Annotated in this window: 17 protein-coding genes; 2 read left to right on the top strand and 15 right to left on the bottom strand. The window is 69.8% G+C overall.

The features are described from left to right. From AB7U92_RS07395 to AB7U92_RS07325, 15 genes are all read right to left on the bottom strand, one after another. On the bottom strand, positions 1-1237 hold a 1237-nt coding region (locus AB7U92_RS07395; RefSeq protein ID WP_428575536.1), incomplete at its 3' end, for a chemotaxis protein CheA. Beyond that, positions 1234-1545: an STAS domain-containing protein gene (locus AB7U92_RS07390; RefSeq protein WP_428575535.1), complete on the bottom strand. Its 312-nt coding sequence runs from the start codon at positions 1543-1545 to the stop codon at positions 1234-1236. The genes AB7U92_RS07395 and AB7U92_RS07390, both read right to left, overlap by 4 nt. An 8-nt stretch (positions 1546-1553) precedes the next feature. Then, complete coding sequence (locus AB7U92_RS07385) at positions 1554-1925, bottom strand: response regulator (RefSeq protein ID WP_428575534.1); 372 nt, start codon at positions 1923-1925, stop codon at positions 1554-1556. A gap of 119 nt (positions 1926-2044) precedes the next feature. After that, on the bottom strand, positions 2045-2923 hold the full coding sequence (locus AB7U92_RS07380) for an HpcH/HpaI aldolase/citrate lyase family protein (RefSeq protein WP_428575533.1): 879 nt from the start codon (positions 2921-2923) through the stop codon (positions 2045-2047). Positions 2924-2969: 46 nt separating this feature from the next. Continuing rightward, complete coding sequence (gene arsB, locus AB7U92_RS07375; protein WP_428575532.1) at positions 2970-3998, bottom strand: ACR3 family arsenite efflux transporter; 1029 nt, start codon at positions 3996-3998, stop codon at positions 2970-2972. A gap of 4 nt (positions 3999-4002) precedes the next feature. Beyond that, entirely contained in the window at positions 4003-4497 is a 495-nt protein-coding gene (locus tag AB7U92_RS07370; protein ID WP_428575531.1) for an arsenate reductase ArsC, read from the bottom strand. Positions 4498-4525: 28 nt separating this feature from the next. Next, entirely contained in the window at positions 4526-4855 is a 330-nt protein-coding gene (locus AB7U92_RS07365; RefSeq protein ID WP_428575530.1) for an ArsR/SmtB family transcription factor, read from the bottom strand. Further along, positions 4855-6096 (bottom strand): organoarsenical effux MFS transporter ArsJ, encoded by a 1242-nt coding sequence (gene arsJ / locus AB7U92_RS07360; RefSeq protein WP_428575529.1) that lies wholly within the window; start codon positions 6094-6096, stop codon positions 4855-4857. Before arsJ ends, AB7U92_RS07365 begins: the two co-directional genes overlap by 1 nt. A 7-nt stretch (positions 6097-6103) precedes the next feature. Continuing rightward, complete coding sequence (locus tag AB7U92_RS07355; RefSeq protein ID WP_428575528.1) at positions 6104-7147, bottom strand: ArsJ-associated glyceraldehyde-3-phosphate dehydrogenase; 1044 nt, start codon at positions 7145-7147, stop codon at positions 6104-6106. A gap of 92 nt (positions 7148-7239) precedes the next feature. Beyond that, positions 7240-7713, bottom strand: a complete 474-nt coding sequence (locus tag AB7U92_RS07350) for an ArsI/CadI family heavy metal resistance metalloenzyme (RefSeq protein ID WP_428575527.1) — start codon at positions 7711-7713, stop codon at positions 7240-7242. A gap of 12 nt (positions 7714-7725) precedes the next feature. Then, entirely contained in the window at positions 7726-8052 is a 327-nt protein-coding gene (locus AB7U92_RS07345) for an ArsR/SmtB family transcription factor (RefSeq protein WP_428575526.1), read from the bottom strand. Between the two features lie 78 nt (positions 8053-8130). After that, the gene (locus tag AB7U92_RS07340; RefSeq protein WP_428575525.1) at positions 8131-10050 is read right to left on the bottom strand and encodes a potassium transporter Kup; all 1920 of its coding nucleotides are present in this window, start codon (positions 10048-10050) and stop codon (positions 8131-8133) included. An 80-nt stretch (positions 10051-10130) separates the two neighbouring features. After that, positions 10131-10835: a response regulator gene (locus AB7U92_RS07335; RefSeq protein ID WP_428575524.1), complete on the bottom strand. Its 705-nt coding sequence runs from the start codon at positions 10833-10835 to the stop codon at positions 10131-10133. After that, positions 10832-12415 (bottom strand): sensor histidine kinase, encoded by a 1584-nt coding sequence (locus AB7U92_RS07330; RefSeq protein ID WP_428575523.1) that lies wholly within the window; start codon positions 12413-12415, stop codon positions 10832-10834. Before AB7U92_RS07330 ends, AB7U92_RS07335 begins: the two co-directional genes overlap by 4 nt. A 38-nt stretch (positions 12416-12453) precedes the next feature. Beyond that, positions 12454-13908, bottom strand: coding sequence for a TrkH family potassium uptake protein (locus AB7U92_RS07325; protein WP_428575522.1), 1455 nt, complete (start codon positions 13906-13908; stop codon positions 12454-12456). A gap of 299 nt (positions 13909-14207) precedes the next feature. On the opposite strand from AB7U92_RS07325, the gene AB7U92_RS07320 reads away from it, so the two are divergent. After that, complete coding sequence (locus AB7U92_RS07320) at positions 14208-14633, top strand: c-type cytochrome (RefSeq protein WP_428575521.1); 426 nt, start codon at positions 14208-14210, stop codon at positions 14631-14633. An 11-nt stretch (positions 14634-14644) separates the two neighbouring features. Further along, positions 14645-15449, top strand: an 805-nt coding sequence (locus tag AB7U92_RS07315) for a cbb3-type cytochrome c oxidase subunit I (protein ID WP_428575520.1), incomplete at its 3' end; no start/stop codon positions are given.

The following is a 15449-nucleotide window of genomic DNA, read 5'->3' as shown; positions in this document are numbered from 1 at the left end:
TGCCGGCGGCCTGGCGCTGTTCGGGGGTCTCCAGCCCGTGATCCAGCGCGTTGCGCACCAGGTGCATCAGCGGATCGGCGATGCGCTCGACCACCGACTTGTCCAGCTCGGTGTCGCCGCCGGTGATTTCCAGCGCGACGTCCTTGCCGAGTTCGGCGGCGGTGTCGCGCACGACGCGGCGAAAGCGCGAGAAGGTCTCGCCGATGGGCACCATGCGCAGCTGCAGCGTGCCGTTGCGGATCTCCTCGATCAGGCGGCCGATCTGCTCGTTGGCCTCGACCAGCGCGCCCTGGCGGGTCTGGCGCGCCAGCAGCAGCGCGCCGGCGCCGGCGATCACCAGCTCGCCGAGCAGGTTGATCACCGCGTCCAGCCGGTCGGCCTGCACGCGGATGTAGCGCACGCTGTCAGCCGCGGCGGGTGCCGCTTCACGCGAGCGGGCCGGGGTGGCAGTGACGGCGGATGCTTCCTCGGCGGCCTGCACGGCGGCGGGCGGCGCGGGCGCGGCCTCGCGGATCTCCAGCGCGGTGTCGTCGATCACGAAGCCGAAGGCGTCTTCGATCGCGGCACGGCCCTGGTCGGTCTCGAGCGTGAAGCGGAAGCCGAGGTGGCAGGTCTCGGGGTCGATCTGGGGCAGCGGTGGCACGGCCGAGTCGTCGCAGGCCACCTCGACCATGCGGCCGAGCTGCGCCGTGTAGGCGAGGATGGCCAGCGGATCCATGCCGTTGCGGAAGGTGTCGGCGCCGAAGCGCGCGCTGACCTGCCAGCACTGCGGCGCCGCCGGCGCCGCGGCAGGCGCTTCGACGCCGGCGGCCACCGGCACCGCGGCAAGGCCCTGGAAGCCCTCGAGCCGGGCAACCAGCGCTGCGCGTTCGGCTTCGCCGCCGGCGCCTTCGAGGCCGCCGGTGGCCTGGTCGATCAGCTGGCGGATCTGGTCATTGCACTGCAGCAGCAGCGTCGAGAGATCGGGCGTCAGCGCGATCTCGCCTTCGCGCAGCCAGTCGAGCAGGGTCTCGACGTGGTGGGTGAAGGCCACCACCTCGTCGAGGCCGAAGATGCCTGCCGAGCCCTTGACGGTGTGGGCGCAGCGGAACAGGGCGTCGAGCAACTGGCGGTCGCCGGGCGCATCCTCGAGCTGCAGCAGCAGCTGCTCGAACGAGGCAATCTGTTCCTGGCCTTCGCTCACGAAGACCGGCAGGGCGTCGGCGATCAGGCCGTGGTCGTCGTCGGGCAGCGTCATACGGTGCTTTCGTGGTCGAGCGTGCCCAGCACGATCGGTGCGATGCCGAGCTGATGGCTGGCGCGGCACAGCGCCGCGCTGGGCGCCTCGAGCTTCAGCCGGGCGCCGGCCGCGCTGGCGCTGCGCGAGAGCGACAGCAGCAGCTGCACGCCGGCGGCGTCCGCCTCTTCGACGCCGGAGGCATCCAGGGGCCAGACGGTCGCCCTGTCGCCGAGCGAGGCGATCCAGGTGGTCAGGGCATGCTGTGTCTCGCCGACGGTGTAGATCGTCAGCTCGCGCGGCAGGCGCATCGCGTTCGTGATCGTCATCGCGCGCCTCACGCCGGGATCAGCTTGGCCACCGCGTCGAGCAACTGCGGCGGATTGAAAGGCTTGACCATCCAGGCCTTGGCACCGGCGGCGCGGCCTTCCTGCTTCTTCGCGTCCTGGCCCTCGGTGGTCAGCATGATCACCGGGGTGAACTTGTGGCGCGCGTGCTCCTTGAGCTTGCGCAGGAAGGTGATGCCGTCCATGCGCGGCATGTTCACGTCGCTGACGATCAGGTTGACGCGAGAGCCCTTGTCGAGCTGCGCCAGTCCTTCCAGGCCGTCGGCGGCCTCCAGCACCTCGTAACCCGCGCGCGTCAGCGCCAGCTTGACGACCGTGCGCAACGACGAGGAGTCGTCGACGATCAGGATGGTCTTGGCCATGGTGTTCCGTTGAAATCCTGCTGAACTGACAGGAATGATACTTACGGAGCGATGCAATGGCCAGGAAAACCCTGTAAATGATCAATATGCGTGAAAAAGAGCGCGCAAAAGGCGCGCGATCAGGCGTCCAGCCGTTGCGCGCGCTGCAACAGCCGCAGGGCGTTGCGCCAGGTCGGCACCTCGACCCACAGGCCGTCGACCAGGGCCCGGTCTTCGCCGCGGGCGCGAGCGGCCTCGAAGGCTTCGACGATGGCGCGGGCGCGTGACACGTCGGCGGCCGAAGGGGTGAGCGCGTCGTTCAGCGCCGCGGCGTGCTCCGGCCGCACCAGCGACTTGCTGCGGTAGCCGAGCCGCCGCGCATGGGCGGCCTCTCGCACGGCGCCCTCGACGTCGCTGAAGGTGTACGGCGCGTCGATCGGCTCGATGCCGGCGGCGCGGGCGTCGAGCAGGAAGCGGCGCCGCGCATGCTCCAGCTCCAGGCCCTCGGGGCTGCGCTCGGCGCACAGGCTGTTGGCGAGGTCCTCGGCGCCGAGCAGCGCGCTGCGCACGCGCGGGCTGGCCGCGGCGATGGCGCGCAGGTCGGCCACGCCGAGGGCCGTCTCGCACACCGGCAGGATCTCGGTGGCGCCGGCCGCGATGCCGAGCTCGGCCTCCCACTGCCCGACGGCCCGGTCGAGCTCGGCCAGCTGTGCCGCACGCTCGGCCATCGGCAGCGAGATCACGTCGGGTCGCGCGGCCATCGCCGCGGCGAGGTCGTCGCGGCCGTCGCCGTCCAGCGGGTTGATGCGCACCGCGGCGACGATGCCGCGCGCGCGGCAGCCCTGCACGTAGCGCGGCAGCAGGGCGCGCGCTTCGGCGCGCCGAGGCGGCGGGGTGAAGTCCTCGAGGTCGACGATCAGCGCATCGGCGCCGCTGGCCAGCATGGCGTCGTGCACGCTGGCATCGGCGCCGGGGCCGAACAGCCAGGTGCGGCGCAGGTCGGGGTCGGGCAGGGGCATGGCAGGCGGGCTCCGTGAAGGCGACCCGCGCAGTGTGCCCGCGCCCTCAGGCCTTGGCGCCCGCCTCGTACCAGCCCTTGCTGCGGTTGACCCAGCGCACCACCAGCAGCATCACCGGCACCTCGATCAGCACACCCACCACCGTGGCCAGCGCGGCGCCCGATTCGAAGCCGAACAAGCTGATCGCCGCGGCCACCGCCAGCTCGAAGAAGTTGCTCGCGCCGATCAGCGCCGAGGGGCAGGCCACCGCGTGCGACTCGCCGAGCCGGCGGTTCAGCCCGTAGGCCAGCGCCGAGTTGAAGAACACCTGGATCAGGATGGGCACCGCCAGCATGGCGATGACCAGCGGCTGTTTCAGGATGGCCTCGCCCTGGAAGGCGAACAGCAGCACCAGCGTGGCCAGCAGCGCCGCGATCGACCAGGGGCCGATGCGCTCCAGCGTGGCCTCGAAGGCCGCCGGGCCCCGGGCCAGCAGCGCGCGGCGCCACGCCTGCGCGATCAGCACCGGCACCACGATGTACAGCAGCACCGAGGTCAGCAGCGTGTCCCACGGCACGATGATCGACGACAGCCCGAGCAGCAGCGCCACCAGCGGCGCGAAGGCGAACACCATGATGGTGTCGTTCAGGGCCACCTGGCTGAGCGTGAAGAGCGGGTCGCCGTTCGTCAGCCGGCTCCACACGAAGACCATCGCCGTGCACGGTGCGGCGGCCAGCAGGATCAGCCCGGCCACGTAGCTGTCGAGCTGCTCGGCCGGCAGCCACGGCGCGAAGACGTGGCGGATGAAGATCCAGCCCAGCAGCGCCATCGAGAAGGGCCTGACGGCCCAGTTGACGAACAGCGTGACGCCGATGCCGCGCCAGTGCCGCTTCACCTGGTGCAGCGCGCCGAAGTCCACCTTCAGCAGCATCGGGATGATCATCACCCAGATGAGCAGCCCCACCGGCAGGTTGACCTTGGCGATCTCCATGCGGCCGATGGCCTGGACGGGCGCAGGAAGCCACTGGCCCAGCGCAATGCCGGCCACGATGCACAGGAACACCCAGAGGCTGAGATAGCGCTCGAAGAGGTTCATGGCCTCAGCGTGTCCCGATCTCCCTCAGTTCACGCTGCAGGGCGAGCCGGTCGAGCGAGGCCAGCGGCAACGCCAGCATCAGCTCGATGCGCCGTTTCAGCACGATCGCCGTGTCTTCGTAGGCGCGCGCCTTCTGCGCGTCGCTGCCGGCCACGGCAGCCGGGTCGGCGACGCCCCAGTGGGCCGTCATCGGCTGGCCGGGCCAGACGGGGCAGACCTCGCCGGCGGCCTTGTCGCAGACGGTGAACACGAAGTCCAGCGGCGGCGCGTCGGCGCGCGAGAACTCCAGCCAGTCCTTGGAGCGGAACCCGTTGGTGGGCATCTGCAGGTTGGCCAGTACCCGCAACGCCTCGGGCTGCACCGCGCCGGCCGGATGGCTGCCCGCGGAGAAGGCGCGGAAGCGGGGGCTGCCCAGATGGTTCATCAAGCCCTCGGCGATGATCGACCGCGCCGAGTTGTGCGTGCAGATGAAGAGCACGTTGTAGACCTTCTCGCTCATGGCGTATCTCCGGGAAAGGGGGATGGGTTCAACAGGTACTGCAGGACTCGCGCTGCGGCGCGACCTCGCAGCTCACGGCCTGGCAGCAATGCGCCGAGAGATAGGCCAGCAGCGCATTCATCGTCTCGAGGGCCGGCCGGTAGATCAGGTGGCGACCGTCGCGCTCCTGCGTCAGCAGCCCGGCGTGCAGCAGTTCCTTGACGTGGAACGAGACCGTCGATGGCGGCAGCGCGAGTTCGCTGGCCAGTGCTCCCGGCGTGACGCCGACCGGCCCCACGCCGACCACGGCGCGGAAGATGCGCAGGCGCACGTCCTGCGCCAGCGCGCCGAGGGCCTGGACGGCGGCCTTCTCGTCCATCAGCGTGGCGCCGGGATCGCGTCGTCGGCCCCGCGGGCGTGGCCGGTGGGCAGCGCCAGCGTGACCAGCCAGCAGCCGACGAGCATCGCCGCCGAGCCGGCCAGCGACCACGACAGGCCGCCCCATTGGTACAGCAGGCCCGACATGAGCGTGCCGAAGAAGCGTCCCATGGCATTGGCCGCGTAGTAGAAGCCGACGTCCTCGGCCGCCTTCTCGGAGCCGGCATAGGCGAGCACGAGGTAGGAGTGGACCGACGAATTGACGGCGAAGGCGAAGCCGAACACCGCCAGCCCGGCCACCACGACCCATTCGAGATGGTCGACCCCGGCGATCACCAGACCGGCGAGCACGATGGGCACCAGCGCGAGCAGGCCCGACCACAGGCGTGCGGCGGGCACCTCGGTGCTCAGGCCGTCGTCGCTGCGGCGCACGATTGCCGGTGCCAGCGCCTGCACCGCGCCGTAGCCGATGGTCCACAGCGCCAGGAAGCCGCCGACCATGGTGAAGTTCCAGCCGGCCGAGTAGAGGAACACCGGCACGCCGACGACGAACCACACGTCGCGCGCGCCGAACAGGGCCACGCGTGCCGCCGCGAGCAGGTTGATGCCGCGGTTCTTGGCGAACAGCTCCTTCGCCGACTTCGAGGCCTTGCTCTTGCCCATCAGGCGCGGCACGAAGGCGACGACGCCGACGAACACCAGCGCCAGCAGTGCCGCCATTGCCCAAAGCGAATGCTGGAAGCCCAGCGCCTGCAGCAGCAGGCCGCCAAGGAAGAAGCCCACGCCCTTCATCGCGTTCTTGCTGCCGGTGAAGAACGCCACCCACTTGAAGAGTTGGCCCGAGGCCTCGCCGGCCGTGAGCTTGATGGCCGACTTGCTCGCCGTCTTGGTCAGGTCCTTGGCGACGCCGCAGATGCCCTGGGCGATCACCACCCAGGCCACCGACATCGCCACCGTCCATGACGGCGACAGCGCCGACAGCAGCAGGAACCCGCTGATCTGCGTGGCCAGGCCGACCGCCAGCATGCGCGCGATGCCGTAGCGCGTGGCCAGCCAGCCGCCGATCAGGTTGGCGACCACGCCCATCGCCTCGTAGAGCAGGAACAGGAAGGCCAGCGTGAAGGGCGAGTAGCCGAGCCGGTAGAAGTGCAGCAGCACCAGCATGCGCAGCGCGCCGTCGCTGAGGGTGAAGCCCCAGTACGCGGCCGTGACGATGGCGTAGTTGCGGGTGCCCTGGTTCATGTCGGCCTCAGAGGCCCTGGCGGTGCAGATGGCAGGCGAGATCGACCATGCGGCAGGCGTAGCCCATCTCGTTGTCGTACCAGGCGTAGACCTTCAGCATCGTGCCGTCGGTGACCATCGTCGACAGCGCGTCGACGATCGAGCTGCGCGTGTCACGGGCGTAGTCGGCGCTGACCAGCGGCCGCTCCTCGACGCCGAGGATGCCGGCCAGCGGCCCGGCTGCGGCGGCCTTGAACAGCGCGTTGACTTCGTCGGCCGAGGTCTCGCGCTTCAGTTCGAACACGCAGTCGGTCAGCGAGGCGTTGAGCACTGGCGCGCGCACGGCGTGGCCGTTGAGCTTGCCCTTGAGCTCCGGGTAGATCAGCGCGATGGCGGTGGCGCTGCCGGTGGTGGTGGGCGCCAGGCTCAGCATCGCGCTGCGCGCGCGACGCAGGTCCTTGTGCGGCGCATCGACTATCAGGTTGGTGTTGGTCGGGTCGTGGATGGTGGTGATCTGGCCGTGGCGGATGCCCAGCGACTCGTGCACCACCTTCACCACCGGGGCGAGGCAGTTGGTGGTGCAGGAGGCCGCGGTGACGATGCGGTGCCGGCTGGGCTCGTAGAGATGCTCGTTGATGCCGACCACGATGTTCAGCACGTCGCCCACCTTGACCGGCGCGGCGACGATCACGCGCTTGGCGCCGCGGTCGAGGTGACCCTGCAGCGTCTCGGGCGTGAGGAACTTCCCCGTGCACTCGAGGACCACGTCGACGCCCATGTCGCCCCATGGGATCTCGGCGGCGGTGGCGTGCGACGAGAAGCCCAGCCGGCGGTTGCCGATGCGCAGGGCGGCATCGCCATCGGTCGCGATATCGGCGCGCCAGCGGCCCTGAACGCTGTCGAACTCCAGCAGGTGCGCGGTCGCGGCCGCACCACCCTTGAGTTCGTTCAGGTGCACGACCTCCAGCCGATTGTCGGCGCGGGGATCGTCTGCGGGCCGTTCTGCGGCGCCGTACGCCGCGCGCAGCGCAAGCCGCCCGATGCGGCCCATGCCATTGATTCCGACTCTCACGACGGCCCCCTCACATGCCTCGAAACGGTATTTCCACGAGTGTAGAAATACCGCATGACAGTTCTATGACGCCGCCGCGCGGCGGCGCCCGATCAGCAGCAGGAGGACTGCGGCTTCACCGCAATGGCCACCGGCTTGCCGCGCGGCGCCGCCGGCGGGCAGCAGGCCGCGGCGGTCTCCGTCTTCTTGCTCTCGCCGAACACCGGGATGTCGCCCAGCGTGTGGAAGTGCTCCCAGGCGATGCCCTGCGGGTCGGTGACCCAGTGCTTCTCGCTGCGCGCGTAGCAGCAGCTGGTGGCACCTTCGTCGAACAGCGCCATGTCGGCCGACTCGGCGCGCTGCTTCAGCTCGGCCAGCTCGGCTGCGTCGTCGGTCTGGAAGCCGAGGTGGTCGATGCCGGCTGCGGTGCCGCGGGTGGAGATCGCGAAGTTGATGCGCGGGTCGTCGAGCATCCACTTGGCGTAGTCGCTCTCGACGCGCGTGGGTTCGGCGGCGAACAGCTTCGAATAGAAGCCGATGCTGCGGGCCAGGTCGTCGACGTGCAGGTGGACGTGGAAGCGCTTCATGAGGGTCTCCGTTCAGCAGGTGGTCTTGCCGCGAGATCGGGGCGTGCCGCAGGCGCGGCCCTGGCAGCAGTGGTCGGTGAGGTAGCCCAGCAGCGCGTTCATCTGCGCGATCGACGGGCGATAGATCAGGCTGCGGCCGTCGCGCTCGACGTTCACCAGCCCGGCATGGATCAGTTCCTTGAGATGGAACGACAGCGTCGACGAGGGGATGTCGAGCAGGGTCGACAGCACGCCGGGTGTCAGCCCATCGGGGGCGGCGCCCACGAGCGCGCGGAAGATCCGCAGGCGGGCGTCCTGGGCCAATGCGGCGAGGGCGGCGACGGCGTCTGATTCCTTCATGTTTCCAAGTATATGGAAACATGAAGACGCGTCAACTGCCCCCGCGGCGCAGGCAGCCGGCGTGACCGACTTGCACGCTCAGATGCGGATCCTCGTGCCCAGCTCCACCACGGCGGTGGCCGGCAGGCCGAAGAAGTCGACGATCCCGCTGGCGTTGCGACTCAGCGCCGCGAACAGGCGCTCGCGCCAGCTCGTCAGGCCCCGGCCCGGCGCGGGGACGACGCTCTCGCGGCTGAGGAAGAACGTGGTCTCGAACACCGGCACCTGCAGACCGTGCGAGCGCGTGAGCTCCAGCGCCCTGGGTACGTCGGGCGTGTTCATGAAGCCGTAGTTCACCGTCACGCGCCAGAACCCGCTGCCCAGGCCTTCGACCTCGACCCGGCGTTCCATCGGGACCCAGGGTACCTCGCGGAACCGGACCGTGAGGATGATGTTGCGCTCGTGCAGCACCTGGTTGTGCTTGAGGTTGTGGAGCAGCGCCTGGGGCACGGTGGTCGGGTCGGCCACCGGATAGACCGCGGTGCGCGCCGCCCGGTGAATGGCACGGGCGTCGAACTCCCCGACAAAGGCCTCGAGCGAGATGCCGTCGGCACGGATCCTGTCGAGCAGACGCTCGCGTCCCTGGGACCACGTGGTCATCACGCCGAAGAGCAGGGCACCGAGCGCCAGCGGGAACCAGCCGCCGTCGAAGAACTTGATCGCACAGCCGGCCACCAGCAGTGCATCGACGGCCAGGAACACGACCGTTGCCGAGACCGCCACCGGCGCCGGAAACCGCCAGCCTTCGCGCACGACGAAGTAGGTCAGCACCGTCGTGATCATCATGGTCAGGGTGACGGCGATTCCGTAGGCGCCGGCCAGTGCTGACGAACTGCCGAAGAAGAGCACGGCACCCACGACACCGGCCAGCAACGCCCAGTTCACCGCAGGCATGTAGATCTGCCCCGCCTCGCGCGCCGACGTGTGGCGAACCGCCATGCGAGGCAGGAAGCCGAGCTGGATGGCCTGCCGGGTCAGCGAGTAGGCGCCCGAGATCACCGCCTGCGACGCGATGATTGCGGCCATCGTCGCCAGCACCAGCGCTGGCAGCACCCAGGCATCGGGAAAGAGGCGGTAGAACGGATTCTCGATGGCGGCGGGATCGGTCATCAGGAGCGCGCCCTGCCCGAGGTAGTTGAGTGCCAGGCTGGGCATCACCAGGCCCGTCCAGGCGATGCGGATCGGCCGGCGCCCGAAGTGCCCCATGTCGGCATAGAGCGCCTCGGCGCCGGTCAGTGCCAGCACGATCGCGCCGACGGCGGCGAACAGATGCCAGCCGCGATCGACGAGGAAACCCCAGGCGTTGACCGGATCGAGGGCGGCGAGGATCGCCGGTTCACGGGCGATGTGCACCAGCCCCGAGCCGCCCAGCATGAGGAACCACAGCACGATGACCGGCCCGAACCATCGTCCAACCTTCGTGGTGCCCAGGCGCTGGACCAGGAAGAGCCCGACGAGGATGGTCAGCGAGATCGGCACCACGTAGGCGCCGAGTGCCGGCGCCGCGAGCTGCAGCCCCTCCATGGCGCCCATCACCGAGATGGCCGGCGTGATGACGCTGTCGCCGTAGAACAGCGTGGCGCCCGCCACGCCCAGCAGCAGCAGGGCGCGGCGCAGCGCGGGGCGGGACTTCACCGCCTCGGCAGCGAGCGCGGTCAGCGCAAGGCCACCGCCTTCGCCATGGTTGTCGGCGCGAAGGATCAGCAGCACGTACTTCAGCGTCACGACGAGCATCAGCGCCCAGAAGATCACCGAGATGGCGCCGACGAGGTGGGCCGCGTCGAGCGGTACGCCGGTGTGAGGCGCGAAGACCTCCTTGACGGTGTACAGCGGCGAGGTGCCGATGTCGCCGTAGACGACGCCGACGGCGCCCAACGTGAGGGCGGCCAGGCCCTGCCTTGCCGGCCCGGCCGGTGTGTCGGTGTGCGGCGGCGGGGAAGGGGAGTGGGAATCGGTCATCGGATGGGCCCGGATGCTGCGAACGATCCGAGCGTCGCGCCGATCGCGTCAGGAACGCATATGGGCGCGGCGGATGCCGACTACTCCGCGGCCTCCACGAGGCGATAGCCCACGCCCGGATCGGTCAGCAACAGCCTGGGTTCGGCCGGGTCGGTTTCGAGCTTGGCGCGCAGCTGGCCCATGTACAGGCGCAGGTAGTGCGTGTGCTCGGTGAACTCCGGCCCCCAGACGTCGGCCAGCAGCTGCCGGTGCGTCACGACCTGGCCGGCCGATCGCACGAGGCGTGCGAGCAGCGCGTACTCGGTCGGCGTCAGGTGCACCACGTCACCGTCGCGACGCACCTGGCGGGCCTCGAGATCGACCTCGAGGCCCTCGTGGTCGTAGCGGACGACGGAAGGCCGCAGCTGCCGGCCGCGGTGCCGCATCGCGACGCGCATGCGCGCGAGCAGTTCGGCCAGGCTGAAGGGCTTGACAAGGTAGTCGTCGGCCCCGGCGTCGAGCAGGCGCACCTTGGGGTCGTCGCCATGGCGTGCCGAGATGACGATCACCGGTGTGGTCCGCTCGCGGCGCAGCTGGGTCAGCAAGTGCTCGCCGTCGCCGTCGGGCAGCCCGAGATCGAGCAGCACCAGGTCCAGCCCGCCCTCGGCCGCAGCATGGGCGAGCAGCGCGCGCGCATCGGCCAGGCTGGCCGAGGCATGAACGTGGTAGCCCTCGACCGTCAGGGCATCGCTCAGCGTGTGGCGAAGCTCGCGGTCGTCCTCGACGAGCAGCACAGTCGGGCTCACGGCGCGGGCTCCGGCCGCGGCGCATCGGCGGGCGACGACGGCATGGGCTCGATGGGCAGCGAGAACTCGAAGCTCGCGCCGCCGCCGCGGCGGCGGCGCATCACCAGCTCGCCGCCGTGGACGCGCGCGATCGCGCGGCACAGCGCCAGACCGACGCCCGTGCCGCGCGGCGAGGCCCGGACGCCTGCCGTGTCGTCCGCGGGCGCACCGCGGCTGAACGGCTCGAACAGCCGAGGCACCAGGGCCTCGGGAACGCCCGGGCCGCGATCGCGAACCGCGATGCAGACGCGCCCTTCGCGCGCGCGTGCGGTGACCTCCACCGGCCCGCCTTCACCGGCATGCTTGAGTGCGTTGTCCACGAGGTTGTCGATCAGCTGGACGACGAGCACGGCGTCGCAGCGCACGAGCGGCAGATCCGGGTCCACGCGCACCCGCAGCCGGCGGCCGGGGTCGCGCAGCCTCAGACGCCGTATCACGCTCCCGATGAGTTCTTCGGGCGACTCCCAGTCCTTGGCCAGGTCGAGGCCCACCGCATCCAGCCGGGCGAGCTGCAAGGTGTTCTCGGTGATGCGGGCGAGCTGACCGGCCTCGTCGAGGATGGTCGTGGCCAGGCTCAGGCGCCTGGCCGCGTCGAGGCGTTCGTCCTGGTGCTTCAGCGCGCCCGCGGCGCTGATTATGGGCGCCAGCGGCGTGCGATGGTCGTGCGCCACCGCGGACAGGAGCGTGTTGCGCATCGACTGCAACTGCGCCTGCTGCTGCGCCCGGGCGGCGGTGCGTTCGGCGGCCGCGCGTTCCAGGGCGGTTCCGAGCTGATCGCACAGCGCCTGCGCGTGCAGCCGCTCGGCCTCGCCCGGGTGCGCGCCTGGCTGAAGGCGAACGAGGGCGGCGCCGTGCGTATGCTGCCGGCCGCGCAGCGGCAGATACCAGCCCCGCTGTTCCTCGTGGCGCCCCGATCCCGGGCCCAGCGCCCGGCCGTCGCGCACGCACAGCCGCAGACCGTCCTGCTCGTCGCCAGTGGCCTCGCCGAACCAGCGCTCCTCGGTCGCCCGGGGCGGGCTCGAGGCGCTCGCCGCGAACGCCGACAGCAGCACCGCATCGCCGCCGCCGCCGCCAAGATTGCCCAGTGTCTGCCGCAGCCGCGCCTCGTCCTGCAGCGGATCCTCGCTCTCGCGCAGCGCGTCGCCGAAGCGCCGAAGCTCGTCCGAGCGCCGCGCGTGCGTCTCGGCTTCGGCGGCCAGCCGGCGCAGACGGGCCATCAGCGCCGAGACGATCCAGCTCACGCAGACCATCGCGAGCAGCAGCAGTCCATGGTGGTGCAGGTCCACGGACAGCGTGCCGCGCGGCGGCACGAAGGCGAAATTGAAGCCAAGCACGGCCACGCCGATGGACCCGGCCGACAACGCCGGACCCCACCAGATCGCCGCCACCGCCGCGGCCAGGATGAGGAGCAGCGCCTGGTTCGCCAGGTCGACGTGGCCATCGAGTGCGAGCATCAGCACCCAGGCGGCCACCCAGGCCGCCAGCCCGGGCCACCACGGCGCATGCGGGCGTGCGGGTCGGCGCTGCGGTTCGGTCTGCATCGCCGGCAAACGTAGCACGCCCGGCTGCCAGGGCACGTTCACTTGCGCCAGAACGAGGCGGTGAAGACGATCATCACGGCCACGAGCTCGAGCCGGCCAAGCAGCATCGTGACCGTGCACACCCAGGTCTGGAAGTCGCTCAGCCCCTGGAAGTTGCCGGCCGGTCCGACCTGGCCGAGCCCGGGGCCGGTGTTGTTGATGCAGGCGATCACGGCGGTCGCGGCCGTGACCAGGTCCAGCCCGGACAGCAGCAGGACGAGCGTGGCCACCACCATCACCGAGCCGTACAGCAGCATGAAGGCGATGACCGAGGACATGACCTGGGCCGATACCGTGGTGGACCCCAGCCGCACCGGCACCACCGCTCGCGGGTGCAGCACGCGCACGAGTTCGAGCCGGGCCTGCTTGAGCAGCAGCAGCGACCGCACCAGCTTGATGCCGCCGCCGGTGGAGCCGGCACAGGTCGCGAAGCTGCACAGGAACAGCATGAACACCGGCGCGAAGACCGGCCACTGGGCGTAGTCGACGGTGGCGTAGCCGGTGGTCGTGGCGATCGACACGACATTGAAGGCCGCGTGACGCAGCGACTCGGCCAGGCTCGGGTAGACGCCGTGTGCGGCGAGGAAGAGCGCCACGCCCAGCACCGAGGTCGCGACCACGGCGAGGTAGGTACGCGCTTCGACGTCGCGCCAGATCACCGCCATCGAACGCTTGCGCCAAGCCACAAAGTACAGGCCGAAGTTGATGCCTGCCAACGCCATAAAGACGACCGCCACGGCCTCGATCGCCGGCGACTGGAAGTGGCCGAAGCTCGCGTCGTAGGCCGCGAAGCCGCCCAATCCCATCGTGCTGCACATGTGGATGAAGGCATCGGTCCAGCTCATGCCCGCCATGCCGTACGCGGCGAAGCAGGCCAGCGCGGTCACGAAGTACACGCTCCACAGCCCGCGCGCGGTCTCTGCGATGCGCGGCGTGAGCTTCTGGTCCTTGAGCGGCCCGGCGGTCTCGGACTTGAACAGCTGGGCTCCGCCCACACCGAGAAGGGGAAGGATCGCGACGACCAGGACGATGATGCCCAGGCCGCCCACCAGCACCATGAAGCAGCGCCAGACATTGATCGACACGGGCAGCGCATCGAGGCCGGTGAGCACGGTCGCTCCGGTCGTCGTCAGCCCGCTCATCGCCTCGAAGTACGCGTCGGTGAAGCTCAGCCCCGGGATGGCGAGCAGGAGCGGCAGCGCCCCGAAGGCCGGCAGCAACGTCCAGGTCAGCGTCACGAGCAGGAAGCCGTCGCGCGGCTGCAGTTCGCGGCGAAAGCGGCGGGTGGCCAGGCTGATCGCGATGCCGGTCGACGCGGTGAGCGCCGCGGCGACCAGGAAGGCGTTCTCGGCCGGGTCGTGAGCCGACAGCGCGAAGGCCAGCGGCACGAACATCAGGGCGGCGAAGACGGCGATGATGCGACCGACCAGGCCGACCACGGCGAGGGCGTTCATGGCGAGGCGGGCCGTGGACCGGCCGGGTGCGTGAAGGGGGTCAACGGGGAATCGGCGTCGTTCGGCGGCCTGCGCATCGGGCTGCACAGATTGCCAGCCGGGACGTTAGGAACGCATAAGGGCGTCCAGGCTGGGTCTGGCGCATCGGCGCATCCGCGGCCGGCAGCGGGCGCCCCGCACCTTGCGTTCGATCAAGCCACGGCTCGCCGGTTGCCGGGCCGGCGCTTTCTTATCCCGGTTCAAGGAAATTCCCGACCCCATCCGTAGGCTATGCCCATCCACAACCTGCGGAGACTTCCATGGCCCAAGGCTTCACCAGCCAGGCGGCGCGCAACATCTTCTACGGCGGCACCGTGTTCTTCGTGCTGCTGTTCGCCGCACTGATCCTTCACACCGAGAGTCGCATCCCCGAACGTTCCAAGTCGGCCGAGATCACGCCGGCGGTGGTGCGCGGCAAGCACCTCTGGGAAACGCGCAACTGCATCGGCTGCCACACGCTGCTCGGCGAGGGCGCCTACTTCGCGCCCGAACTCGGCAACGTCTACAAGCGCCGCGGCCCCGACTTCATCAAGGCCTGGATCAAGAGCCAGCCCACCGGTACGCCGGGGCGCCGGCAGATGCCCAACTTCAACTTCACCGATGCGCAGCTCGACGACATGGTCGAGTTCCTGAAGTGGACCAACGGCGTGGACACCGAGAAGTGGCCGCCCAACGTGGAAGGCTGAGGAGCACCGACATGAAAGCAATGACCGTCAAGTTCGAGTCGCAGAAGGTCGCGCGGCTGTACTTCACCGCGGCGATCGGCCTGTTCGTCGGCCAGATCGTCTTCGGCCTCACGCTGGGCCTGCAGTACCTGATCGGCGACCTCGCGTTCCCCGCGATCCCGTTCAACATCGCCCGCATGGTGCACACCAACCTGCTGATCGTGTGGCTGCTGTTCGGCTTCATGGGCTCGGCCTACTTCCTCATCCCCGAGGAGGCCGACACCGAGCTGCACAGCCCGCTGCTGGCCAAGGCGCTGTTCTGGATCTTCCTCGTCGCCGGCGCGGCCACCATCCTCGGCTACCTGCTGGTGCCCTACGCCAAGCTGGCCGAGTGGACCGGCAACGACCTGCTGCAGACCATGGGCCGCGAGTTCCTCGAGCAGCCGCTGCCCACCAAGGTCGGCATCGTGGTCGTGGCGCTGGGCTTTCTCTTCAACATCAGCATGACGGTGCTCAAGGGCCGCAAGACCGCGATCTCGCTGGTGCTGCTGATGGGCCTGTGGGGCCTGGCGCTGATGTTCCTGTTCAGCTTCGTCAACCCGAGCAACCTGGTGCGCGACAAGATGTACTGGTGGTTCGTGGTGCACCTCTGGGTGGAAGGCACCTGGGAGCTGATCCTCGGCGCGCTGCTGGCCTTCGTGCTGGTCAAGACCACCGGCGTCGATCGCGAGGTGATCGACAAGTGGCTGTACCTGATCATCACCATGGCGCTCGTGACGGGCATCCTGGGCACCGGCCACCACTTCTACTTCATCGGCCTGCCGGGCTACTGGGGCT

The organism is Piscinibacter sp., assembly GCF_050175855.1.
GTDB lineage: Bacteria > Pseudomonadota > Gammaproteobacteria > Burkholderiales > Burkholderiaceae_C > Piscinibacter.
This window is presented reverse-complemented; position numbering and strand designations above follow the sequence as displayed.